The organism is Bifidobacterium longum subsp. longum JCM 1217, from assembly GCF_000196555.1.
Classification (GTDB): Bacteria; Actinomycetota; Actinomycetes; order Actinomycetales; family Bifidobacteriaceae; genus Bifidobacterium; species Bifidobacterium longum.
Genome location: NC_015067.1, coordinates 1,404,597 through 1,429,644, shown reverse-complemented (window position 1 = coordinate 1,429,644; position 25,048 = coordinate 1,404,597). Strand labels below are relative to the sequence as shown.

At 61.2% G+C, this 25,048-nt stretch carries 19 protein-coding genes and 1 pseudogene; 16 read left to right on the top strand and 4 right to left on the bottom strand.

Translation table 11 applies throughout. The annotated features are described in order from the left end of the window. Positions 1–131 precede the first annotated feature (131 nt). The 15 genes and pseudogenes from BLLJ_RS06290 to BLLJ_RS06220 all read left to right on the top strand — a co-directional run bounded on the left by BLLJ_RS06290 (position 132) and on the right by BLLJ_RS06220 (position 18,818). Complete coding sequence (locus tag BLLJ_RS06290) at positions 132–389, top strand: DUF6725 family protein (protein WP_007052610.1); 258 nt, start codon at positions 132–134, stop codon at positions 387–389. Positions 390–423: 34 nt separating this feature from the next. Further along, positions 424–1,497, top strand: coding sequence for a tyrosine recombinase XerC (locus BLLJ_RS06285; protein WP_013582807.1), 1,074 nt, complete (start codon positions 424–426; stop codon positions 1,495–1,497). Between the two features lie 251 nt (positions 1,498–1,748). Beyond that, the gene (locus BLLJ_RS06280; protein ID WP_007054457.1) at positions 1,749–3,389 is read left to right on the top strand and encodes a peptide ABC transporter substrate-binding protein; all 1,641 of its coding nucleotides are present in this window, start codon (positions 1,749–1,751) and stop codon (positions 3,387–3,389) included. A gap of 300 nt (positions 3,390–3,689) precedes the next feature. Then, positions 3,690–4,616, top strand: a pseudogene (locus BLLJ_RS06275) (ABC transporter permease). 18 nt (positions 4,617–4,634) lie between these two features. Next, entirely contained in the window at positions 4,635–5,639 is a 1,005-nt protein-coding gene (locus BLLJ_RS06270; protein ID WP_003832139.1) for an ABC transporter permease, read from the top strand. Positions 5,640–5,661: 22 nt separating this feature from the next. Further along, complete coding sequence (locus tag BLLJ_RS06265) at positions 5,662–7,671, top strand: dipeptide ABC transporter ATP-binding protein (RefSeq protein ID WP_013582805.1); 2,010 nt, start codon at positions 5,662–5,664, stop codon at positions 7,669–7,671. A gap of 104 nt (positions 7,672–7,775) precedes the next feature. Continuing rightward, on the top strand, positions 7,776–8,636 hold the full coding sequence (locus BLLJ_RS06260; RefSeq protein ID WP_007058594.1) for an exodeoxyribonuclease III: 861 nt from the start codon (positions 7,776–7,778) through the stop codon (positions 8,634–8,636). Positions 8,637–8,703: 67 nt separating this feature from the next. Then, positions 8,704–9,558: a DUF3710 domain-containing protein gene (locus BLLJ_RS06255; RefSeq protein ID WP_011068026.1), complete on the top strand. Its 855-nt coding sequence runs from the start codon at positions 8,704–8,706 to the stop codon at positions 9,556–9,558. A gap of 15 nt (positions 9,559–9,573) precedes the next feature. After that, the gene (locus BLLJ_RS06250; protein WP_008783114.1) at positions 9,574–10,332 is read left to right on the top strand and encodes a DUF3159 domain-containing protein; all 759 of its coding nucleotides are present in this window, start codon (positions 9,574–9,576) and stop codon (positions 10,330–10,332) included. After that, positions 10,322–11,590 (top strand): class I SAM-dependent RNA methyltransferase, encoded by a 1,269-nt coding sequence (locus BLLJ_RS06245; RefSeq protein WP_007055251.1) that lies wholly within the window; start codon positions 10,322–10,324, stop codon positions 11,588–11,590. The genes BLLJ_RS06250 and BLLJ_RS06245 overlap by 11 nt, the downstream gene beginning before the upstream one ends. An 11-nt stretch (positions 11,591–11,601) precedes the next feature. After that, on the top strand, positions 11,602–12,297 hold the full coding sequence (locus BLLJ_RS06240) for a type 1 periplasmic-binding domain-containing protein (RefSeq protein ID WP_007055252.1): 696 nt from the start codon (positions 11,602–11,604) through the stop codon (positions 12,295–12,297). A 90-nt stretch (positions 12,298–12,387) separates the two neighbouring features. Next, on the top strand, positions 12,388–14,976 hold the full coding sequence (locus BLLJ_RS06235) for a cation-translocating P-type ATPase (RefSeq protein WP_013582803.1): 2,589 nt from the start codon (positions 12,388–12,390) through the stop codon (positions 14,974–14,976). 117 nt (positions 14,977–15,093) lie between these two features. Next, positions 15,094–17,793: an aconitate hydratase AcnA gene (gene acnA / locus BLLJ_RS06230; RefSeq protein ID WP_013582802.1), complete on the top strand. Its 2,700-nt coding sequence runs from the start codon at positions 15,094–15,096 to the stop codon at positions 17,791–17,793. Between the two features lie 144 nt (positions 17,794–17,937). Further along, positions 17,938–18,330, top strand: a complete 393-nt coding sequence (locus BLLJ_RS06225) for a type II toxin-antitoxin system RelB/DinJ family antitoxin (RefSeq protein ID WP_013410773.1) — start codon at positions 17,938–17,940, stop codon at positions 18,328–18,330. After that, on the top strand, positions 18,327–18,818 hold the full coding sequence (locus tag BLLJ_RS06220; RefSeq protein WP_007052625.1) for a type II toxin-antitoxin system VapC family toxin: 492 nt from the start codon (positions 18,327–18,329) through the stop codon (positions 18,816–18,818). The genes BLLJ_RS06225 and BLLJ_RS06220 overlap by 4 nt, the downstream gene beginning before the upstream one ends. A gap of 49 nt (positions 18,819–18,867) precedes the next feature. On the opposite strand, the gene BLLJ_RS06215 is transcribed toward BLLJ_RS06220, so the two are convergent. The 4 genes from BLLJ_RS06215 to BLLJ_RS06200 all read right to left on the bottom strand — a co-directional run bounded on the left by BLLJ_RS06215 (position 18,868) and on the right by BLLJ_RS06200 (position 23,736). Next, a complete protein-coding gene (locus tag BLLJ_RS06215) occupies positions 18,868–20,973 on the bottom strand; it encodes a GmrSD restriction endonuclease domain-containing protein (protein WP_013582801.1) in 2,106 nt (701 codons plus the stop codon). Positions 20,974–21,062: 89 nt separating this feature from the next. Continuing rightward, complete coding sequence (locus BLLJ_RS06210) at positions 21,063–21,704, bottom strand: GNAT family N-acetyltransferase (protein ID WP_007052627.1); 642 nt, start codon at positions 21,702–21,704, stop codon at positions 21,063–21,065. A 39-nt stretch (positions 21,705–21,743) separates the two neighbouring features. Beyond that, a complete protein-coding gene (locus BLLJ_RS06205; RefSeq protein ID WP_007056206.1) occupies positions 21,744–22,469 on the bottom strand; it encodes a response regulator transcription factor in 726 nt (241 codons plus the stop codon). A 34-nt stretch (positions 22,470–22,503) separates the two neighbouring features. Beyond that, positions 22,504–23,736, bottom strand: coding sequence for a sensor histidine kinase (locus BLLJ_RS06200; RefSeq protein ID WP_007056207.1), 1,233 nt, complete (start codon positions 23,734–23,736; stop codon positions 22,504–22,506). Positions 23,737–24,071: 335 nt separating this feature from the next. On the opposite strand from BLLJ_RS06200, the gene BLLJ_RS06195 reads away from it, so the two are divergent. After that, positions 24,072–24,932 carry a DUF5067 domain-containing protein gene (locus BLLJ_RS06195; protein ID WP_013582800.1) on the top strand — a complete coding sequence of 287 codons (861 nt, stop codon included), beginning with the start codon at positions 24,072–24,074 and terminating at the stop codon, positions 24,930–24,932. Positions 24,933–25,048: the final 116 nt, after the last annotated feature.

Genomic DNA, 25,048 nt, shown 5'->3' with positions numbered 1-25,048 from the left:
CCCGCTTGTTTTCGTGAGAAGACCGTGTGGCTCCGCTGTTCGAAAGGCTCAAAGGAGTAAGGTAGTCTGTACCGTTTTTCGGGAAACGCATCGAAGTTGATGCGGCGAATGGTTAAGGGGGATGATGACGTATGACGTTACCAAGGCAGATTCCGGCCGGTGCCCGCGTGGTGGTGCGCATCACCGACGGCATTGACCCGGTCGACCACCGTATGAAGTTCCGCGACTATGTGGGTCACGTGGTTTCCTGGGACGGATACACGTTGGAGATGGTGCGTGACGCCGCCGCCAATGGTTCGCGCCCGGCCCAGAACGTGACCATCCATCAGGAACAGATTGCCACATTGAAACCCGTGCCGGAGCGGCGCAACACGCCACCCCGGCCGTAACCCAAGGCCATAAAGAATTCGGAGGAGAACGAGAGTGTCATCTACGCAGTTCGACGGCGATATCGACTCCTTCGTCTCCTATCTGAAGTCCAACCGCGGCCTGTCAGCGAATACGCTCAAAGCGTATCGCGCGGATCTCACGGCATGTCTGCACCTGTTCGAGCTGCGCGGCGTGACCGATCTGAACGAGATCACGCTGGATGATCTGCGTAGCTGGATGGCGGTGGAATCGCGCGATCACGCCCGCAGCAGCATGGCCCGCAAAACCGTGGCCGTGCGCGGGTTCTTCGCGTGGGCCTATGAGCATGGGGTGACCAACACCGACCCGGCCGCCACACTGATGACTCCCTCGATTCCCAGCACGCTGCCCGCGGTGCTCACCGAATCTCAAGCTGAGCAGTTATTGGATGTCGCCGAACAGGCCGTTGCAACAAACCAGTACAAGGGCGATGGGGGAGCGGCAGCCGCGTCCGGCAGTGGCAGCGGCAAGGCAGTCGGCAAGACAGCTGATAAGTCAGCCGACACCGTAAACCGCAACGAGGCACCCGCCCGTGCAGACAAGCGCGACAGCGCCCGAGTCGTCGCCGAATCGCAGCGCAACGCCGCGATTCTCGAACTGCTGTATGCCACCGGCATCCGTGTCGCCGAACTGGTGTCGATGAATATCGCCGACATCGACTTCTCCACTCGCACCATCAAAGTCACCGGCAAAGGCAACAAGCAACGCGTGGTGCCGTTCGGACTACCCGCCCAGCGTGCGCTGGAGACTTGGCTGGAACAGGGGCGGCCGGTACTGGCCCGTACGGCAACGGATGCAGTCAAGTCCCGTGCTGCCAACGCCCTGTTCCTCGGCGCACGAGGCGGCCGTATCGACCAACGCATAGCCCGTGACATCGTACACAGAGCGGCCCGAGAGGCCGGCGTACCGGACATCAGCCCCCATGCGTTGCGCCATTCGGCGGCCACGCACATGCTGGACGGCGGTGCCGATCTGAGGGAGGTGCAGGAGATGCTCGGGCATTCCTCCTTGAAAACTACACAACGCTATACGCACGTCTCCATCGAGCAGCTCAAGAACCGTTACGGACAGGCCTTTCCCCGGGCATGACCACTATGTGGGCATTGGTTAACAAACTTAGCAAAGACTGAACCTAGCCGGTAAAAGCCCCCGAATTTTACATGGGTGTAACAAAAATACGCTGCTTGTCTCCCAAGTGCGCAAAAATGACAGGTAACAGCAACGGGGTTGGGTGTCCGAAGCGGCGGGAAGCGTAAGTGTCCCGACGATGAGGAAATCCGACCCCGTTCGCATGAGGCGAGGCTGAAACGCTTCGCAACCTAATGAATAGGAGAAATCATATGAAGAAGAAAGCTCTTGCTTTCGCTGCCATGGCTTGCTCCGTGGCCATGCTGCTGAGCGCCTGCGGCGGCTCCAACAGCAACGCTGCCTCCGGTGACACCGCTGGCTCCAACATCATCACTGCGTACAACTCCGAACCGCAGAACCCGCTGATCCCGGGCAACACCAACGAAACCGGCGGCGGCAAGCCGGTCGACCTGCTGTTCTCCCGTCTGGTCTCCTTCGACAAGGACGGCAAGGCTTCCAACGAAGTGGCCGAGTCCATCACCCCGAACGATGACGCCACCCAGTACACCATCAAGATCAAGTCCGGCTGGAAGTTCACCGACGGCACTCCGGTGACCGCTGAGTCCTTCACCAAGGCCTGGTCCTACGTGGCCAACGCCAAGAACGCCCAGAAGTGCTCCTCCTTCTTCTCCGCCATCGCCGGCTATGACGATCTGCAGAAGGATGGCCTCAAAGGTGACGAGCAGCTCTCCGGCCTCAAGGTCGTGGACGACACCACCTTCACCGTCGACCTGAACCAGTCCGACTCCGTGTTCCCGATCAAGGTCGGCTACTCGGCCTTCGCCCCGCTGCCCGAGTCCTTCTACAAGGATCCGAAGGCCTTCGGCGAGAAGCCTGTCTCCAATGGCCCGTACAAGCTGGACCACTGGGATCACAACAAGGAAATCGCCCTCGTCAAGAACCCTGACTACAAGGGTAACGAGCAGCCCAAGAACGACGGCGTGACCTTCAAGGTCTACACCGACGACTCCGCCGCCTACCGCGACATTCAGGCCGGCAACCTCGACGTGATGGAATCCGTCCCGGCTGCCTTCACCAAGACCTTCAAGACCGACAAGAAGGTCCAGGCTTACTCCGAGGCCGGCTCCGTCATCCAGACCTTCACCATCCCGTCCTCCCTTGACCACTTCAAGAACGACGAGGAAGGCCAGCTGCGTCGTCAGGCCATCTCCATGGCCATCAACCGTGACCAGCTCATCGACAAGGTGCTCAACGGCAACGCCACCGCCGCCACCGAGTTCACCTCCCCGAAGACCCCGGGCTACTCCGACTCCCTCAAGGGTGCCGACAACCTGAAGTTCAACGCCTCCAAGGCCAAGGAACTGTGGGCCAAGGCTGACGCCATCTCCAAGTACGACGGCCAGCTCACCTTCTCCTACAACGCCGATGGTGGTGCCAAGCCGCTCTACGATGCTATCGTGAACCAGCTCAAGAACAACTTGGGCATCGACGCGGCCACCAACCCGATCCCGACCTTCCAGGAATTCCGTGACGCGGTCACCAACCGTCAGATGAAGGGCGCCTTCCGTACCGGCTGGCAGCCTGACTACCCGTTCGCCGAGAACTACCTGTGGCAGCTGTACTCCACCGCTGCTGCTGATGGCAACGGCTCCAACGATGGTGACTACAAGAACCCGGCCTTCGATGACCTGTGCAAGCAGGCTGCTGCCGCTTCCAGCACTGATGACGCCAACAAGCTGTACCAGCAGGCTGAGGAAATCCTCCTCAACGACCTTCCGGCCATCCCGCTGTACTACTCCAACGCCTCCGGTGTGGCTTCCCTCAACGTGAAGTCCGGCTACGCCTTCGATTGGCAGAACCTCCCGACCTACACCGAGATGTCCAAGAAGTGAGTCTGACTCACTGAACGGATACCGTTAGGTAGTTCGGAAATAAAGGGCGAGGATCGCAAGATCCCCGCCCTTTTTGTTGTGTGAGGGGTGCTTGCTCACGCCATCGGGAACCAAGTTAAAGTATCCACTATCCGACCGCAACCATGGACATATCCACCAACATTGCCCAATCTCAAACCTTGCGTTAACGCAAATTTACATATCACAGTCCGGGCATGCGGTAAACTGTCGGAGTATTTATCGACCGGCGGGGGCGTACTATGCCCTTTCTGGCCGGTCTAGGAAATAAGGAGCAACCGTATGGGTAAGTATCTTCTGCGACGCATTCTGCAGATGATTCCCGTGGTTCTCGGTACGACTCTTCTGGTATATGCCCTTGTATTCGCCCTGCCGGGCGACCCTGTCAAGGCCATGTTCGGAGACAAGCCCGTCAATGACGCCGTCGCAGCCCAGATCCGCGCAGAATACCATCTCGACCAGCCGTTCATCGTTCAGTACTTTATCTACCTGAAGAATGCACTGACCCTGAACTTCGGCGATACCTTCGCCGGCCAGCCCGTTCTCGACGAAATCACCCGCGCCTTCCCGGTCACCATCAGGCTCGGCTTGATGGCGTTCGTGTTCGAGGCGATTTTCGGTGTGGTCTTCGGCATTATCTCGGGCCTCAAGAAGGGCAAGTGGTACGACACCGTCATCCTGATCGTCTCTCTGCTGCTTATTTCCGTGCCGACCTTCGTCACCGGCTTCGTCATGCAATATGTCTTTGGTATTCAGTGAGCGATATTGCCGGTGACGGCAGGCGCCGACCCCGGCTTCCTTGATCTGCTCATGCCGGCCATGGTGCTCGGTTCGGTGTCGATGGCCTATATCATCCGACTGACCCGCTCCGAAATCTCCTCCAACATCGCCGAGGATTACGTGCGCACCGCACGCGCCAAGGGCATGTCGAACGGTCAGGTCATGCTGCGCCACGTGTTACGTAACTCCCTGATTCCAGTCGTCACTTACCTCGGCCAGGACATCGGCGCCCTGATGGGTGGTGCCATGATCACCGAGCAGATCTTCAACATCCACGGCATCGGCTTCCTCACCTACCAGTCCATTCTGAAGGGCGAGGCAAACCTGGTGGTGTCCATCGTCACGTTGCTCATGCTGATTTTCGTAGTGTGCAACCTCGTTGTCGACATGCTGTACGCGGCCCTCGATCCGCGTATCCGTTACGCGTGATAGGGAGGAGTGAGTCACATGGCAAACGAAACCACTGAAAACGAGCTCAACGAGACCGGCGAGCCAGGAACCGAATACTTCATGGAAACCCTGCCCGGTCAGGACCGTTACGTAGCTCCTCTCGACGAGACCCCGTTGCAGGACGTCGATTCCGTCGACGAATCCGCACCGGCCACCAGCATGTGGGCCGACGCATGGCGAACCCTGCGCCGCAATCCGCTGTTCATCATCTCCGGGCTGCTGATCCTCTTCATCATCGTGGTGGCCATCGCCCCCGGTCTGTTCACCAAGCAGGATCCGAACGCCTGCGATCTGGGCAACTCCTTGAGCCCCGCCTCCGCCGGACACCCCTTCGGCTACGACCTGCAGGGCTGCGACGTGTACACCCGCGTGGTCTACGGCACCCGTACCTCACTGTCCGTCGGCGTGCTCTCCACGCTACTGGTCGTGATTGTCGGTACCCTGATCGGTGCCGTCGCCGGCTTCTTCGGCGGTTGGGTCGACGCGGTGCTGAGCCGTATCACCGACATCTTCTTCGCCCTGCCTATGCTGCTCGGCGCCATCGTGGTGCTCCAGATGTTCAAGACCTCCAAGTCCATCTGGAAGATCGTGCTGGTGCTGACGCTCTTCGGCTGGGTCGGCGTATGCCGTATCGCCCGAAGCGCCGTGCTGGAATCGAAGAACCTCGAATTCAACACCGCCTCCACGGCCCTCGGCTCCACGCCTGCCAGGAATCTGTTCCGCCATATCCTGCCGAACTCCTTGGCCCCGATCATCGTCATCGCCACCACTTCGCTGGCCTCCTACATCGTGGCCGAAGCAACCCTAAGCTTCCTTGGCGTCGGTCTGCCGACCACCACGGTGAGCTGGGGTGGCGATATCTCCAGCGCACAGACCAACCTGCAGACCGATCCGATGGTGCTGTTCTACCCGTCCGCCGCACTGGCCATCACCGTGCTTGCGTTCATCATGATGGGCGACGCCGTCAAGGACGCCCTCGACCCGAAGAGCCGTACGGCCTGAGTGAGGGGAGTGGAGAATCATTATGACTGACAACACCAACGCCAAGATGCTGGCTATGCAGAAAGAGCATGGTCCGCTGCTCGAGGTCAAGGATCTGGCCATCGACTTCACCACTGACACCGGCAAGCCGGTGCATGCGGTGCGCGACGCCAACTTCACCGTCTACCCCGGCCAGTGGGTGGCCATCGTGGGCGAATCCGGCTCCGGCAAATCCACCTCCGCCATGGCTGTGCTGGGCCTGCTGCCCGGCACCGGTCACGTGGTCAACGGCTCCATCAAGCTTGACGGCGAGGAAATCGCCGGCGCCAAGCAGAGCGAGTTCGACAAGCTGCGCGGCACCAAGATGGGCCTCGTGCCGCAGGACCCGATGAGCAACCTCAACCCGGTGTGGCGTATCGGCACCCAGGTCAAGGAAGCACTGAAGGCCAACAACATGGACGTGGACCATGAGAAGCGCTCCGCCCTCGCCAAGGCCCTGGCCGGCGACGAGGTCGAAGTCAAGGGCAACGACGACGAGACCTTCCTCGGTGCCAAGGAACTGCCCGAGCTCATGACCGAGGCCAAGAAGGCTTTGACCGAAGCCGGCGTGTCCGGCGAGGCCTTCGACAAGGCCGTCGCCCGCTTCACCAACGAATGGGTTCCGGGCTCCGAAACCCGTTGGCGCGTGGCCGACGACCTCATCAAGGCCGGCGTGGCCGACGATCAGGCCTGGTACCTCGCCAAGAAGTACGTCATCGGCTCCACAATGGATGACCGTATCGCGGGTCTGCTGTCCGAGGCCGGTCTGCCCGACGCCGCTACCCGTGCCCGTCAGTTCCCGCACGAGTTCTCCGGTGGTATGCGCCAGCGTGCGCTCATCGCCATCGGTCTGGCCTGCCGCCCTGACCTGCTGATTGCCGACGAGCCGACCTCCGCTCTGGACGTGACCGTGCAGAAGCGCATCCTCGACCACCTGCACATGCTCACCGACTCGTTGGGCACCGCCGTGCTGTTCATCACCCACGATCTGGGCCTTGCCGCCGAGCGTGCCCAGCACATTGTCGTGATGTACAAGGGTCAGGTCGTCGAATCCGGTCCGTCCCTCGAGGTGCTGCAGCACCCGCAGCACCCGTACACCAAGCGACTCGTGGCCGCCGCCCCGTCGCTGGCCTCCCAGCGCATCATCTCCGCCAAGGAGCGCGGTGAGAACGCGGACGCCCTGCTCGATCACCACATCGCCGGCGAAAGCACGCTTGAGAAGAGCGAGCACATCATCACCGTCGACCACTTGACCAAGGAATTCAAGCTGCCCCGCAAGAAGGAGATGTTCAAGGCCGTCGACGACGTGTCCTTCTCCGTCAAGCGCGGCACCACCCTGGCCATCGTGGGCGAATCCGGTTCCGGCAAGTCCACCGTGGCGAACATGGTGCTTCACCTCCTGAAGCCCACTTCCGGCAAGGTGTTCTACGAAGGCCGCGACACCTCCACGTTCAAGGCCAAGGATCTGCTCGGTTTCCGCCGCCACGTTCAGCCGGTGTTCCAGAACCCCTACGGTTCGCTCGACCCGATGTACTCCATCTTCCGTTCCATCGAGGAGCCGCTGCGCATCCACAAGATCGGCGATTCCAAGTGGCGAGCCAACCGTGTCAAGGAACTGCTGGACATGGTCGAGATGCCGGCTTCCGTGATGGGCCGTTACCCGAACGAGCTCTCTGGTGGCCAGCGCCAGCGCATCGCCATCGCACGAGCCATGGCTCTGGACCCGGACGTCATCGTGTGCGATGAGGCCGTGTCCGCTTTGGACGTGCTGGTGCAGGACCAGGTGTTGCGCCTGCTCAACGATCTGCAGGCCGAAAAGGGCCTGAGCTACCTGTTCATCACCCACGATCTGGCCGTGGTTCGTCAGATCGCCGACGAGGTTGTGGTGATGCAGCACGGCAAGCTCGTGGAGCATGCCACCACCGACGAGGTCTTCGACCACCCGCAGAAGCAGTACACCCGAGACCTGCTCGACGCCATCCCCGGCGGCAAGCTCCAGCTCGGTTTGGACTGATAGGACATTCTAAATTAGCTCCCTCTTATGAGGGAGCTAATTTTTTATACCTCAATGTAATCGTGAGTGCGGTACTGGTAGAGAGGCCAAAATAGTATGGCTGCATGACCATCACCATCACCACATCGAACGTCAACGGCATTCGCGCGGCAAAGCGCAAGGGCATCGAGGACTGGGCCGGCAAACATGCTCCGGATGTCTGGTGTATGCAGGAAGTGCGCGCCCCGCAAGAGGATGTCGATTCGATTTTCGGCGAATTCGGTTTCGAGTATGCCACCGCCGGCAAGATCGCCTCACCCTCTGACCTGCATTCGCTGAACGAGGTCTGCCGTGTCAAGGGTCGTGCCGGAGTCGGGCTCCTCACCGATCTTGAGGTGACCGATAAACGCTATGGACTTCCGGGCTTGAGCGAGGATGTGGATTCCGGCCGTTGGATTGAGACCGATGTCAAGACGCCGCAGGGATACACGATCACCGTGGCCTGCGTGTACGTGCACGCCGGCAACACCGATGATTCGACCAAGATGGAACAGAAGTACCGTTTTCTGGACACGATGCTCACTCGCATGGGCGAGTTGCGCGACGAGGCCGCGCACGGCGGCAAGCAGGCGGTATTGTGCGGCGATTTCAACATCGCGCACACGCCGCTCGACATCAAGAACGCCAAGGCCAACGAAAAGCACGCCGGCTTCCTGCCCGAGGAGCGCGCCTACGTGGACAAGTGGCTGGATGAATATGAGTTTGTGGATGTGATGCGTTCGCTCGCCGGTGATATTCAGGGTCCGTACACGTGGTGGAGCCAGCGCGGGCGCGCTTTCGACAACAATGTCGGCTGGCGCATCGACTACCAGTTCGCCACGCCCGAGCTGGCGGAGACCGCGCGCGGCTTTGTGATCGACAAGGCCCCCACATACGAGTTGCGTTGGTCCGACCACGCGCCACTTACCATCACATACGACGTGTGACTCAGCTTTCTCTAAGCCTGAGTGCTAGTGTTAGCAAGGTTGCAACCGTTACATGAAACGAGGAATTATGGGACTGTTCGGATTCGGCAAGAAGAAGAGCAAGAAGGAAGCCGAGCCGGCCGTTGAGCCTGTCGATGAAGACAAGGTGGCTGCCGCAGAAGCGAACGCTGCCGCAAAGGCCGAGAGCGCGGAGACCGTGCTCGCCGAACCGGCCAGCGAATACCAGGGCCGCGGAGAAGAGCGAGGCCCGTGGGACGTCAATGATGAGGACGTGCCCGATTATGACGATTATCTGGATCTGGGCGCCTACTACCTGCCCTTCCTCCGGGGCATCCAACTGCGTATCAAGGCCAACCGCGCCACCCAGCAAGTGCTTGGTTCCACCATCACCTTCGGCTCCTCCAGCCTGGAGATCGAAGCCTTTGCCGCACCCAAGACCCTGGGACTGTGGGATGACGTTCGCGGTGACCTGCTTGAAGCCAACAAGGCCGCTTCTGAAGTGGACGGTGTGTTCGGCACCGAACTGAAGCTGCCGGTCAATGTCAAGGGCGGCAAGACCGTGAACACGCGCATCGTTGGTGTGGACGGCCCGCGCTGGATGCTGCGTGGCATCTTCTCCGGCAAGGCTGCTATCGATCCGGACAGCCCGGAGACCGAGGCGCTGAACAAGTTCTTCGCCGGCATCGTCGTCGAGCGTGGCGAGGAGCCTTTGGCGCCGCGCGATCTGATCCCGATGCATCCGCCGGTCGCCCCCGCTGAGCGTAAGGCCGCCAAGGCCGCGGCCGAAGCCGGCGAGGCGAACGGCAAGGAACACTTCAAGGACATTCCGGACAACAAGCCGAAGGGCCCGTTGAGCCAGGACCAGCAGACCGAAGTGAAGACCACGCTGTCTCGCGGCCCGATGTTCTCCGAAGTTCGCTGATTTATAGGAAGAGACTTGGCAGACAACAAACGCACCGGCCTGTCCGCTCTAGCCGACGCCGGCAATGAAGGCGAGGATTTCTCCGTCATCGACGCCATCGGTGGCCCGCGTGGCGTCATCGAATCCATGCTGCCTGGCGTGGTGTTCGTCGTACTGTTCGTGGCCACGAGCAATCTGAATCTCACCATTGCGGTTTCGGCCGTGTTGGCGGTATTGCAGGTTATTGTGCGACTGATTCAGCGCCAGTCGGTAATGGGCGCGGTCTCTGGTCTGGTGGCGGTAGGCATCTGCCTGATTTGGGCATGGCAGACTCATGAGGCCCGCAATTACTACATCTTCGGATTCATTACCAATGCTGGCTATGCCGCGTTGCTTGCCGTGTCGCTGATTGCGCGCGTGCCCGGACTGGGTTTGGTCGTCGAATTCATCCGTAGCCTGCCCACCGAGCATTTCAAGGCATGGTTCCATGACTGGATGGACGACAAGGCCCTGAAACGCGCCTATATGATTGTCACCGGCCTGTGGGTCGGTCTGTTCCTGCTGCGGCTGGTGGTGCAGGTGCCGCTGTATCTGACCAACCATGTAGCTGCACTCGGCGTGACCCGCCTGCTCATGGGCATTCCGTTCTGGGCATTGGCGATTTGGGTGAGTTACCTCATTATTGCCACGCCGATGCACCGGCATAAGGTCGCGGCTAGGAAGATACAGACTGAAGTCGCTGTTGATGCCGAACTCGAACCGAGCGCAACCGGAAAGGACGATGATGCAAGCTGAAGTTCGTATCGAACGATACGCCGACCAAGGCCGCTGCGTGGCCCATATCGACGGTCGTGTGGTGTTCGTCCGCTTCGCCTTGCCCGACGAACTCGTGCGAGTCGAACTTGACGAGCCCCACGACCGGGACGACCGGTTCTGGACCGGCGAAGTCGTCGAGGTTCTCGAGCCGTCCGAAGACCGAGTCACCCCGGCATGGCCACTTGCCGGTCCCTTGGCGATGGGCGGGGGAGTGGGCGGCGCGGATCTCGTGCACGTCTCTTTGCCCGGCCAGCTCAAGTGGAAGGCCATCACCGTCTCCGAACAGATGAGCCGACTCGGCCATATCGACGTGGCCGTTCCCATCGAGCGCATGCCCGGCGACAAGGCAGCCGGCGGCCTCAATTGGCGTACCCGCATCGAAATGATTGCCGACGACAACGGCATGCCATCCATGCGCCGGCGCGGCACACACAACCGCGTGGCCATCGACACCATGCCGCTTGCCACGCGCACGCTGCTGGACGTCGCCAAGCGCGAACACGTGTGGGAGGGCGGCTTTGAACCCGGCTCCCAGATTCGTCTTTCCGTGCCCGAACCGCGCGGCGAGATCGTCGATACCGCGGCAGCAGACGACAATTACGCCGTACTTGTGGACGGCGAACTGCGCGCCGGCTCCCAGCTGCTCACCGAACAGGTGACCATCAACGGCACGACCTTCGACTATCAGGTTGACGCCAACGGTTTCTGGCAAGTGCATCGCCAAGCGCCGATCGCCCTCGGTACGCACGTGATCAACCTGGTCAACGGGCAGCTGCAGTCAGCGGCGGACGCCGTAATCTGGGATTTGTATTCCGGTTCCGGCCTGTTCACCCTGCCGCTGGCCACAATGACCGGTGAACGCACCCGCATGCTCAGCGTTGAAGGCGCGCGTGTGGCCGTCAAGAACGCCCAGCGCAATCTGCGCGCCATGAACCTGAACGACGTGGACGCCCGCGCGGGTGACGTCTCGCGCACGCTGGACCATGTGCCGGCGCATCTGGCCAAGCCGAATGTCGTAGTGCTTGATCCGCCGCGTGCCGGTGCTCGTGCCAAGGTCTGCCGCCAGATTGCCGCGGCCGGCGCATCCAGCGTGGTCTACATCGCCTGTGATCCCACCAGCCTCGCACGCGACACCGCGACACTCATCGGCGAAGGCTACGAGCTCAAAGACATCCGTGCCTTCGATATCTACCCGATGACCCACCATGTTGAGACGGTGGCCCTGTTTACCCGCTGACAGGTGAGCATATGACACGACGAATTCTCGGATTGCTGGCCTGCATGGCGGCTGTGTTGTCCCTGGCCGCCTGCACGCCGGCCGGTAGGGCGGTTGGCGATACCCAAGACAGCATGCCGGAAGTCGCCCACGATTCCACACATCCCACGGATGTCACAGTCGGCTTTGTGGGGTCGACTGACACCGCCGCAGACGAGTTCGTCATCAATGCGCTGTCTGATGACAAACTCAATGTCTACTATGCCTCGCTCGAAACATCCGCAAGCTCGGCAAACGCAACTGATGGTGTATCCGGTGAAACCGAATCTTCTGACGCCGGCACTACCAGCGAAAACGGTGCCGATAGTATGGATGCTCATACTGGCGTCGACAAGAATGCGGCCACCGCACAGCAGGGTGTTGCCGATTTCGTAGCTCGCGCGGTCAAAATCGTGGTTATCAGCGGCATCGACGTTACCGACGCCAACCGGGAGAGCTGGAACCAGACGTTGACCAATGCGCGTGAAGCCGGTATTCCAGTCGCTCTCATTGATCCAAAGCATGCGCCCGAAGATGAACTGCTGTACGCCGTCATCCTTCACCTCAACACCAACAGTGCCGATTCTGGCGACACTGCCGATACCAAGCCAATGACTATTACTGACGCCGTGCTCACCATCACGCGCGACGAACCCCACGAACGCGAGATCAAAGTCACCGTTTCCTGAGCCGAATCAGGCCCTTGAAGCTGAGAAAGCACCCTGAATCATCCCTGAGCCTTAGCGGATTGCGAAACAAGACGCGGTAGGCTGGGGAATATGAGTGCAACAACAGCCGTGGAAATGCCTGAGATCGGAGCAACCGGTCTTACCCCCAAAGAAGTGGTGCAGCGTATCGAAAGTGGCCAATCGAATGCGGTGAAAACATCCACCTCGCGTTCGGTTCAAGATATCGTGCGAGCCAACGTATTCACGCTGTTCAACGGCATCATCTTCGCCGCGATGGTACTGGTGCTGATCACCGGTTCCTGGAGGGACGCGGTGTTCGGTTTCGTCATCATCATCAACACGGGCATCGGCATCGTCACCGAACTCAGGGCCAAGCGCACGTTGGATAAGCTTTCCATCCTTGTGGCCTCCGAATTCCTCGTGCATCGTGACGGCAGGGACGTGGAGGTGCCCCACAACGAGATCGTGCTCGACGACCTGCTGTGGATCCGTGCCGGCGAACAGGTGCCGGCCGACGGGCAGATCATCCAGACCTGGGGACTGGAACTCGACGAATCCATGCTCACCGGCGAATCTCGTACCGTGCGCCACAAGGTGGGGGAGCAGGTGTATTCCGGTGCCACCGCGGTCTCCGGCATGGCATTGGTCAAGGTCAATGCGGTCGGCAGCCATTCCTACGCCGCCACGCTCACCGCGCAGGCCAAGGTATACAAGAAAACCGTGTCCGACCTGAACAAGGGCATCAACACGATTCTGAAATTCATGACCTTCCTCGTGGTACCGCTGTGCATTCTGCTGATTCTTTCGCAGATTCATACGGTCGGCGGTTGGGGCACGGCACTCTCCACCGGCGAATGGCGGCAAGCCGTGGTTTCCGCGGTCGCCGGCGTAGTAGGCATGATTCCCGAAGGCTTGGTGCTGCTGACTTCGCTGAACTTCGCGGTGGCCGCCATGCGTCTCGCCCGTCACAATACGCTGGTGCAGGAGCTTGAATCCGTGGAGACACTGGCTCGCGTGGACGCGCTGAACCTCGATAAAACCGGCACGATCACCGATGGCGGTATCGCCTTCAACCGGCTCGTGATGCTCGGCTCCGCCAATGCGACTGCGGAACAGGCAGCCACGCAGTCTCTCTACGACTGCTGCAACGAAGAGCAGCCCAACGGCACCGGCCAAGCCGTACTCGCCGGGCTTAAGGCCCAAGGATATGGGGCAGGTGCGGTTGAGTCTCGTGTCCCGTTCTCTTCGGCGCGCAAATGGAGCGCGGTGCGTAAATCCGGCGAGACCTGGTACATGGGGGCGCCGGAGGTTATTATTTCTGCGCTTGAGGGTGACTATTCGTCGGTGTTGCAGCGGGTTAACGAGTATGCCAATGACGGCAACCGTGTGTTGCTGGTTGCGCGGTCTACAGCTCCCCTCAGTCCGCTTCGCGGACGGCTCCCCTCGGAGAGGGGAGCCGAGAAGAGCGAGCTGGCTCCCCTCTCCGAGGGGAGCTGTCGCCAAAAGCGACTGAGGGGAGCAGTTGAGGGAGCCAATGTCTCGGACGACCCGCAACTGGATGTGCAGGCTGAGCCGGTGGCGTTGGTGTTGTGCTCTGAGAAGATTCGCGAGGACGCCGAGCGGACGCTCGCTTGGTTCCGTGAGCAGGGTGTGCGCTGTCGTGTGATTTCCGGCGACAATCCAGTGACCGTGGGTGCCATCGCCCGCAGAGTGAAACTCACCGGCGACCATGAGCCGGTGGCGATGGACGCGCGCGAACTGCCTGAGGACGTGAACGAACTTGCCCGCGTGCTCGAAAACGTCGATGTGCTCGGCCGCGTGCTGCCCGACCAGAAGAAGGCCATAGTGCAAGCGCTGCACACGCAGAACCACGTGGTGGCCATGACCGGCGACGGCGTCAACGACGCGCTCGCCATCAAGGAGGCGGACCTTGGCATCGCCATGGGCAATGCGGCACCCGCCACCAAGGCCGTGGCCCAGGTGGTGCTGGTGGATTCGAAGTTCTCGCACCTGCCGGACGTCGTGGCGCGAGGCCGTCAGGTCATGGCCAATATGGAGCGCGTGGCCAGCCTGTTCCTCGTCAAAACCGTGTACTCCGCGCTGATCTCGCTCGGCGTAGTGCTGACGCAAATCCCATACCCATACCTGCCGCGCCATATCACGTATATCGGCGCTCTCACCATCGGCATGCCCGCGTTCATTCTGGCGCTCGCGCCGAACACGCGCCGCTATATTCCGGGATTCCTCAAGCGCGTGGTCACGTTCGCGCTGCCGGGCGGCATCGCCACCGCGCTGTCGGTGTTGCTGGCTTCATGGACCCTGCCGAACGTCATGGGCTGGGATGTGGTGAACAATGACGCCGATCTGTCGGCTTTGCGCGCCACCAGCGCCATTATTCTGTTTTTGATGGGCGTGTTTGTGCTGGCCCGTGTGGCGAGGCCGCTCAACAGCTGGCGAGGTGCGCTGGTCGCGGGGTTCGCGGCGGCCGGCATCATCGGCGCGTTCATCCCGTTCGTGGCGAACTTCTTCGCGCTGATTCTGCCTACCGGCACTGCGTTGGTGGCCACGCTGATTGCGTTGGGCGGCGCGGCCATGATTTTCGTGATCTGTCTATGGCTGGCTCCGCTGGTCGGCAGAATATTCGGCAATCTACTGCGCCAGCACGGTTTCAATATCTAATAGCGGCGAATTGTCTCACACTTCAAGCCGACACGCCAGAGCCAAAGTAACGTACCCGTACCATTTGTATCGGATAATCAACGGCATCATAAGCCGATTCATGATTTCGGAGGAAGCATGTCCTTACGCGACGACCAGCTGGCTACCCTCAAGGCAGCCGGCAAGGACTTCGATTACTACAACATCGCCAATCTTGACGGCATCGATCATCTGCCGTACTCGCTGAAGGTACTGGTCGAGAATCTGGTACGCAACATCGACGGTGCCAACATCACCGACGAACACGTCAAGACCCTGCTCGACTGGGATCCGAACGCCGAACCCAGCCACGAGATCCAGTTCACGCCGTCCCGCGTGATCATGCAGGACTTCACCGGCGTGCCCTGCATCGTGGACCTCGCCACCATGCGTGACGCGGTCAAGGACCTTGGCGGCGACCCGGAGGTCATCAACCCGCAGGTCCAGTCCGATATGGTCATCGACCACTCTGTGCAGATCGACAAGTACGGCATCGCCGACGCGGTCCAGCAGAACATGGACATCGAATACCAGCGCAACGGTGAACGCTACCAGTTCCTGCGCTGGGGTCAGCAGGCATTCAAGAACTTCCGCGTGGTGCCGCCGGGAACCGGCATTATCCACCAGGTCAACATCGAATACTTGGCCAAGGTGGTCATGAGCAAGGCCGAGGCCAACGGCAACACGCTCGCCTACCTCGACTCCTGCGTGGGCACCGACTCGCACACCACCACCGAAAACGGTCTGGGCGTGCTCGGCTGGGGCGTCGGCGGCATCGAGGCCGAGGCCGCCATGCTCGGCCAGCCGATCTCCATGCTCGTGCCGCGCGTGGTCGGCTTCAAGCTCACCGGCTCCATCCCGGAGGGCGTTACCGCCACCGATGTGGTCCTGACCATCACCGACATGCTCCGCAAGCACGGCGTGGTCGGCAAGTTCGTGGAATTCTACGGCGAAGGCATCGCCTCCGTGCCGCTGGCCAACCGCGCCACCATCGGCAACATGGGCCCCGAGTTCGGCTCCACCTGCGGCATCTTCCCGATTGACAACGTCACGCTCGACTACCTGCGCCTGACCGGCCGCTCCGAAGAACAGGTCGCGTTGGTCGAAGCCTACGCCAAGGCCAACAAGCTGTGGGGCGACGCCTCCGACCCGGATTACGTGGAACCGCAGTACTCCGAATACGAGGAACTCGACCTCGGTACCGTGGTGCCGTCCATCGCTGGCCCGAAGCGCCCGCAGGACCGCATTCTGCTCTCCGAAGCCAAGGAGATGTTCGAGAAGACCGCTCCCGCCTATGAGACCGAGAAGACCGTCAAGGATCCGGTGGCCGTGTCCACCGACTTCCGCGGCGATTTCGACATCGAAAACGGCGACGTGGCCATCGCCTCGATCACCTCATGCACCAACACCTCCAACCCGTCCGTGATGATCGCCGCCGGCCTGATCGCCCGCAACGCACATGCCAAGGGCCTTAAGCCCAAGCCTTGGGTCAAGACCTCGCTGGCCCCCGGCTCGCAGGTCGTGGCCGACTATCTGAAGGCCGCCGGTCTGCAGGACGACCTCGACGCGCTCGGCTACCAGCTCGTCGGCTTCGGCTGCGCCACCTGCATCGGCAACTCCGGCCCGCTGCTGCCCGAGATCTCCGAGGCGATCAACGCCAACGACCTGACCGTCACCGCCGTGCTCTCCGGCAACCGCAACTTCGAAGGCCGCATCAGCCCGGACGTCAAGATGAACTATCTGGCCTCCCCGCCGCTGGTCATCGCCTACGCGCTCGCCGGCACGATGGACTTCGACTTCGAAACCCAACCGCTCGGCACCGACGCGGACGGCAATGACGTGTACTTGAAGGATATCTGGCCCACCAACTCCGAGGTGGCCGCCGTGGTCGACGGCACTGTGAGCCGCGAGATGTTCCTCAAAGACTACGCCTCCGTGTTCGACGGCGACCACCGCTGGAAGGGCCTCGACGTGCCGGAAGGCGAGCTGTTCGCGTGGAACGACAAGTCCACCTACGTGCGCAAGCAGACCTTCTTCGACGGCATGAAGGCCACGCCGGACCCGGTCGCCGACATCCACGGCGCCCGCGTGCTGGCCCTCCTGGGCGACTCGGTCACCACCGACCACATCTCCCCGGCAGGCGCGTTCAAGGCCTCCGGCCCGGCCGGCAAGTACCTGACCGAGCGCGGCGTGGAGCCGAAGAACTTCAACTCCTACGGTTCTCGCCGAGGCAACCATGAGATCATGGTGCGTGGTACGTTCGGCAACATCCGCCTTCGCAACCAGCTGCTCGCCTCCGTGGGCGAGGAGGTGACGCCCGGCGGCTTCACCTACGACTTCCTCGCCAAGAAGCCGACCACGATCTTCGAAGCCTCCCGCGACTACATCGACAACAAGGTGCCGCTCGTGGTGCTCGCCGGCAAGGAATACGGCACCGGCTCCTCGCGCGACTGGGCTGCCAAGGGCACGGTGATGCTCGGCGTCAAGGCCGTGATCACCGAAAGCTTCGAGCGCATCCATCGCTCCAACCTGATTGGCATGGGCGTGCTGCCGTTGCAGTTCCCGGCAGGCGAATCCTATGAGTCCCTGGGCCTCAACGGCACCGAGACCTACGATATCGCCGGCGTCGAGAAGCTCAACGAGGGCGTGACCCCCAAGACGGTCCACGTCACCGCCACCCACGAGGACGGCTCCAAGACCGAGTTCGACGCGGTGGTCCGCATCGACACGCCCGGTGAGGCCGACTACTACCGTAACGGCGGCATCCTCCAGTACGTGCTGCGCAACCTCATGAAGTGACTTATTCTGGCTCCCCTCTCTGAGGGGAGCTGTCAGCGAAGCTGACTGAGGGGGAGTAAAGGTCGGTATCCACCAACGGATGCCGGCCTTTTTCATGCACGTCAGTATGCTATACTGTATAGCATCTTTGGAATGGAGGTTGCCATGACCATGGTCCAAATGAACGTTCGCATTGATGCGAAACTGAAGAACGAGGTCGAAGAAGTCCTCAAGGGCAAAGGCGTATCGGTGAGTGACGTAATCCGGTCGCTGTGGTTGTACATCGCCGACCGCAAGGAAGTGCCGGCCTTGGAAACGACCGCCGAAGAGCAAGCCCGCGAGGAGGAAAAGCAGCGCAAGCTGAAACTGATTCGAGAAGGTGCCGGATACGTACACAAGGAACTGGTCAAGGCCGGACTGATCTCAGAAGACACCGACCTCATGGAAGGCCTTACCTACAAGCAGTTCCGCGATGAGATAGCTGACGAACGGCTGAAGGAATACAGGCATCAGTCGGACTATGCGCGTTATTTGGAGAAGGAGCGGAGTCTGTCATGAGGCAGTCAAAGCAGGTGTCGATCTTGTGCGACACCAATATCCTTATTTATTACATGCTCTGTACGCCTCGGTTCATCAAGGATGTCATGAAACTGTTCGAGCGATGCGTCGAGCGGGAGGTAAAGCTGTCCTGTGCGTCACTGTCGCTGAAGGACGTGTTCTACATCACCCCGGAACGATTCAAAGAACGATTCATGAATGACGAATCCATGGTCGTTGCGACCACCGCCAAGCTGATATTGCCGGAGGTGGCATGGTCGGGAATCAGCAAACTCAAGGAGCTCATGACAATCGTGCCGATTGGCGCGGAGGAATGTGAATTGGCGCAGTCGTTGCGGCACGCGCATAACGATTTCGAGGATGACCTTATTATCGCCGCCGCACAACAATCCGGGGCCACCTATGTGGTGACGTATGACAAAAAACTAGCCAAGCATTTTCCCGAATATTGCAAAACGCCGGCTGAAATCGTGGCGGCGCTGGCATAGACAAGCGTGTGGCTCCCCTCACGGAGGGGAGCCACCAATGATGTGCCGGCTACTGCGCCTGCAGACGGAACTGCTTCCAGATGTCACTGAGCTTCTGGCCGTTGCGCGTGCGCTTCCACACGTCCAGACCGCCGCCGCGACGTCCTCCGGCGGCGGCACGGGCCGCGGCGGTCGGAGTCGGATATTCGGAGCCGTCATCCAGACGGAGACGACCGTTTTCGGTGACCGTGACGAACCAGCGCTCGCCCTTGCGCGGCCGCTCCCACACCAGACGCTCGCCCGGCACCAGAAGACCCGCGTCAATCACCTGCCGGATCGTGACGCGCCGCGAACTATGAGACGGCCGTGGAGAGGTCTTCGACAACTCATCGACATTCTGCTTGGTCAGATCGCGGGCGTCCTTGTCATACCGGATGCCCCAGTATTCCACGATGAGTCGGACCGCCTCTTCCTGCCGCGCTTCCAACAGGGCAGGTGTGCAGTCAGCGAAATCCTTCAACTGATTGGTCAGCGGGAAACGACGCGAATCCGCGCGCAACAGCATGCGGTCGCGACGTGCCGGATATTCACTCAACCTGTCCAACTGATCCTCAGGGCCCTGCACCAGCGCCATATTGCCGAGTCGGTACATCCAGAAATCATGCTGATCCTGCGGCCAGTCCGCAAACGATTTCGACCGTTCGATATCCAACGGCATAATCGGCAGCGCACTGAACCGGCGTGGTCGATCCAACTGCATGCCGGCCTTCTGCTCGTTGGCGCGAATCAGCAGCAGACGGACCAAATCGCCGTCACCCTGCATCTCGCCATGCAAACGGACCAATGCGCCTTCACGGTCGCCGTCCGAGACATGCAACCCGTTCACGCGCTGGACCAGATAGCCCTTGTCAAGATCACGGATGGCGGCGTTCGCATAACCGCGCCGCTCCAACGCTCCAGTGCGATTCAGCGTGCGGATGCCGGTCACCTGTTCCAATGCGGTCAGAATTTCCAGCAGCCGACGCTCGTCATGGGCACCCAACGATTCCAGCGTGGCCGTGGTTCTGGCGATACGCGAGGCACGAACCACAAACGGCGACAAATCGGCGTCGCCCAGCCCGCGATACGAATTGACCAACGCCCACATGGCCACGGGCTTCCATTCGTGGCTGCGGTAATCATCCAATCCCTCAAGCCGGCTACGCACCTCGGCGGGCAGTACGGTATCGCTGGGGCGCGCGATGATCCGCCACGCCATCGCGTAGGGTGCCAGCACCTGGTTGATGAACGTGGGCACCGTGCCTTTGTCGATGTACGGTTGCAGCACGTCGGCCAGGAAATCCTCGATGAGCTTGTCGGTGGCCGGCTTGTGCGTGAGCACGAGATGCAGATAGGCGAAGAATTCCTCACAGTCATGCGGATCGTCGCCAATCGGGTCAATGATGTCATCCCAACGGGCGGCGTACACGTCAAGTTCGGCGGTCGACAGGCCGGCCGTGGCGCGCGCCTTGAACACGTCGGACGAGGTGAGCGGCAGGCCGCGCATGTTCATCACGTCGAAGATGCGATGCGCGCCGTCGAGATCGTCGGTGGTCACGATGACCAGCGTCACCTCGTTGACCAGATACTGCGCGAATTGCTGGCGTCCGGCATCCGACCAATTGGAAATCTCGTCGTACGTCTTACGGATGTTGGCTACGATATTGCGTTGCGCTGCGGTCGCTAGATCATCGTCGTTCATATCGAACACGGATTCGAGATTGTCTTCCTGCACGTGTTCGCGGAAGAACGCTGCGTCGCGCTCGCGCAACGTGAGGCGAGGCTCGGTGACGATGCCGCGCAGCTTGTCGCCGGGCTCCACCAGCAGCGCATCGAGTTGGCGCATGAGGTCCGGATCGCGCTCCAGATCGCGCAACACGGCGATGATGATCGACAGGGATACCAGCCGCTGCTGCCCGTCGATTACGTCGTAACGGTTATCGCCCTCGCGCACCAGAATTAGCGAGCCGAGGAAGTACGGAGTACCGGGCGACTTGCAGGCGTCATCCAAGTCGCTTACCAGTTGCAGGATGTTCTCGGTCTTCCAGATGTAGGCCCGCTGGAATGAGGGGATCGTGAACCGGAAATCCGGGGTGAACACTTTCCCGAGTGGTAGTTCCTTCGCACTGATTGCCATGTCAGCCCCTTCGTCGCCGGCCTGTGGACGGTATGCCGGCATACCAACTTGTGCTCAAGCCTACCAGTGTTTGCCCGACGGCGGGCACATCACGCCGGCTCGGGCACCGACCCCTCATACAAGTAGAACGAAGACGGGTTTTCTCCCGGCACGGATGCGGGCAGTGACTGCTCGCACACCTGCGTCAGGCCGCGATGCACATAGAACCCGACATCGCATGTGGTGTCCGTGAACAGGAAGTAGTCGCGCACGCCGGCCAGGCGGAACGCGTCCATCAGCGTCTCGAACATGCGCCGGCCCAGCCCGTGGCCGCGCGCCGCCGGGTCAAGTACGAACAGCACCACTTCCGCCGCATAGTCATGCCCGGCGCTCGCGGCCTGGGCGCGCAGCCGTTTGTCGATGCCGAGAATGCCCAGAATCTCGCCGGCGGCCTTGATTCCGCCCTTCGCGAACACGAGCCGCGCCAGCGCGTTCCACGAGTTGATCCGATGCGAGTTGAGCGGGCTCCGATGGTCCAGCGCATCGACGCGCCCCACGATCAGGGCGACCGGCTGGCCGTCCAGTTCGGCGACGAACGCGTTGGTGGTGCGCGCCAGACAGTTCTCCCAGTCCGCTTCGGCCGCCAGCAGACCGGTCCGCTCATCGAATTCGGCATACCAGGTGCGGCGCACCAGGTCGATCAGCGCCGGATAGTCATCCCTACGTAATGTTCGAATAATCGCTTCACTCATATTCCCATTATGACTGATACGGCTCAACAACCGGACGACTTACAGCCGCGCCGGCAGATCGGCCCGCTCCACCAGCCGCGCCATCTGCACGCGGCCCATGTCGAGCTTGTTCGCCGCGGAAGAAAGATGCGCCTTCGCCGTACGCTCCGAAATGAACATGCGGGAGGCGATTTCGGCGTTCGTATAGCCCTCGGCCGCCAGCATCACGGCCTCGCGCTCGCGGTCGGGCAGCGCGTCGAGCAGGGCGCGCGCCTCATCGCGGCGCGAACGCGGCCGCGTGACGCTCAGATCGTCGATCAGCTGTTTCTGACTGGCCGTGTTGAACTGCGGCGCGCCCTCGCATACCCCGATGATGCGGCGGATGATATCGTCCGCCGCATCGGTTTTCGACACGAACCCCTCGGCGCCCGCCTCCACCGCGCGTTCCACGGTGCCGGACGGACTCAACGAGGTCAGGATCAGCACGTGCGGCGCGGGGGAGAGCGAGCGCAGCAGACGGGTCGCCTCGATGCCGTCCACGCCGGGCATGGCGATGTCCATCAGCACCACATCCGGCTTTTCCTCGGCAGCCCGCCTCACGCAGGTCTCGCCATCGGTGGACGTGGAGACGACTTCGATGCGCCCGTGGGAATAATCGTTGAGGATCAGGCTCATCGCCTGGCAGATCATCGGATCGTCATCGATGACGCTGACCCGGATCGGCTTGGGCTCTAAGCCGGTGCCGCTTCCGGTCAGACCGCCGCGTTCGGGCTTTCCACCAGACACACTATTCCCGTTCTTCTCACTCACGCTAGCCATCTTAGCTGCGCCAAGGCAGTTGCACGTCGACATGGAACAGGTGCCGATCGTCCATCCCATACCGGCATTGCCCGTTGACCGAGTGCACGCGCGCTGCCAAACCAGGCAGTCCGGCCCCATGGGCCCGCTGCGTCTCGGTCGCATCCGTGGCGATCGGATTGCTGATATGGATATGTACGCCCGCCTGCGGCGTGGCGGAGACCTCCAACGACACCGGCGCTCCGGGCGCGTGCCGCCGCGCGTTCGTCAATCCCTCCTGGATCGCGCGGTAGGCCACCTTGCCGATTGACTCATCCATCACGCTCAGCTGCTGGATATCGATCCAGGTGTTGAGCGACGTGCCCGAGTTGCGCGTGTCCGCAATCAGCGCATCCAGCGATTCGCGGGTCAGCGACGTGTCGTCGGACGGGGCGAGCTGCTCCCATGCCTGGTGCGGGTTGCGCAGCATGTCGATGATCGAGTGGGCCTCGTCCAATGCCCCGGCCGACTGCCGACGGATGTCCTCGGCCTTATCCGCCAACGATTGCGCTTCGGGGGAGTCGCCGAGCTTGGCCGCCTCCGCCTTGAGCGCGCTGGCGTTCAGGGCCATCAGGGACAGGGAATGCGCGAGGGTGTCGTGCGCTTCGGCTGCGATGGCGTCGGCGAGCTGCTGGTTGGTCAGGTCGGTCTGCAGGGTCGCGGCATGCGTGGTGGCCGCGCTGGCCACCGCATTCGCCGTGCGCAGGCGGGCGCGCGAACGGATATGCAGGCCGATGAGCGTAGCGATGGTCACGAACACCAGTGAGGCCACCGTGGCGGTGATGATGACGGTCGGCTCCTCCACCAGCATCACCATCGGGGAGCCTGAATCGCCGCCGGTATGCGGTTGAGCGAAAATCAGATGCCAAATCGAGGCTTTGGGCTGTTGCAGGGCGTCGCGGAGCTGGGAGATGAGCGTCACGATGGTGCCGCCAACCGTGGCGCGGATGGTCGTGTTCCGGTTTGAACGACGGGCGAGCAATGAGGTCATCGCCATCAGTGCGATGAGCGAGTCATACGGGAACACGACCACCAGCGCGCAGGCGATCCAGAACGTCGCCTCCGGGTATTCGCTGCGGGCCAAGAGCAGGAACCCTGCCGGGAATGCCAGCAAGGTGCAGAGGACCATCAGCGTGTATCCTGCGGAATCCTGCGCAAAATTCTGGGCGAAGAACGAGGTTTGCGCCATGCACATGAAACTGGCCAATGGCACCATAACGACCGAACACCATACGCGCGTAGTCACGGGCACCTCGTCCGTATCCGGTGTAGGAACCGGGGACCCCGTGCCGGGCATAGGGCGAGCGTCAGGCCGTGAGCCGGGTCGGAAACCGGGGTATGGCCCGGCGGCGCGTTGTGGGTTCGTCATGCTTTCCACTGTATGACCTGCATCCGGCCCCCGCCACTGGACATGCGGGCACCGTTATCACCTCCGTATTGCCCGAACAGGCAACGAACAATGACCGTTCGTCCACTAACGTCGCTGTTTCGCGGCCGGTAGCGTCGTGCTCACATCCCTATTTCGGGGAAGAATACGAGAAGGAGCACATCATGTCCAACCACAACATCGCCCCGCAGCCGGTTCCCTCATCCCCACAGCAGTACCAGCCACAGCAGTACCAGCCACAACAGCCTCAGCCTCAGCCGCCGCAACCGCAACATCTGCATACCACCATCTGCGGCATCGCGGCCGTGGTGTTTGGCGCGTTGGGTTTGGTGCTGAGTTTTATTCCCATCGTCAACAATATCGCCGCAATCCTTGGCTTCATCGGCGTCATACTGGCGATTATCGCCATAGTGGGCACCTTCCGGGGCAAGAAACGCGGCAAGGTGCTGTCCATTGTGGCGGCGGTGCTGTCGGTGTTGGCCATTGTGATCACGCTGGCCATGCAGTCCGCTGCCAGCAAGGCCATTGACGATTCCATTAAGGAGTCCAAGGGCATCGACACGTCACAATCCTCATCATCAAAGTCCGCGGGCAAATCGTCTGATGCCTCCAAGAGCAAGGCATCCGAGCAGAAAGCGCAGGGCGAGCAGGATTTGGAAGGTGATATCGAAGGTGCCCACGTGAAAATAGTCTCCGCCGTGAAAAGCGTCAACGACTATAACGGCAAGCCCACCGCTCTGGTGACTTATGAATGGACGAACAACACGTCCAAGAACAACTCGTTCGCCACTTTGGCTCACCCGAACGTGTTCCAGAACGGCACCGAACTGGAGACGGCAGTATACTTCGATCAGCCTGAAGGCTATGACGCGAATTCGTATTTGGCCCAAGCACAGCCCGGGACCGCGGCAACGGTGACGCTGGGCTATGTGCTGCAAGACGATTCGCCGATTACGGTGGATGTCACTGCGTTCCTATCAACGGATCAAGACACCAAGGTGACGCATACCTTCACGTTGCAGTGAATCGCGCGGCGGTCCAAGCTGCGATCGAATGTCAATCGAATCTCAAGTGCATGCCACGCGCATGGTGGAAACGCCCGTTACGCTTTGAGATGAGCAGAACGAGCCGATCGATCATA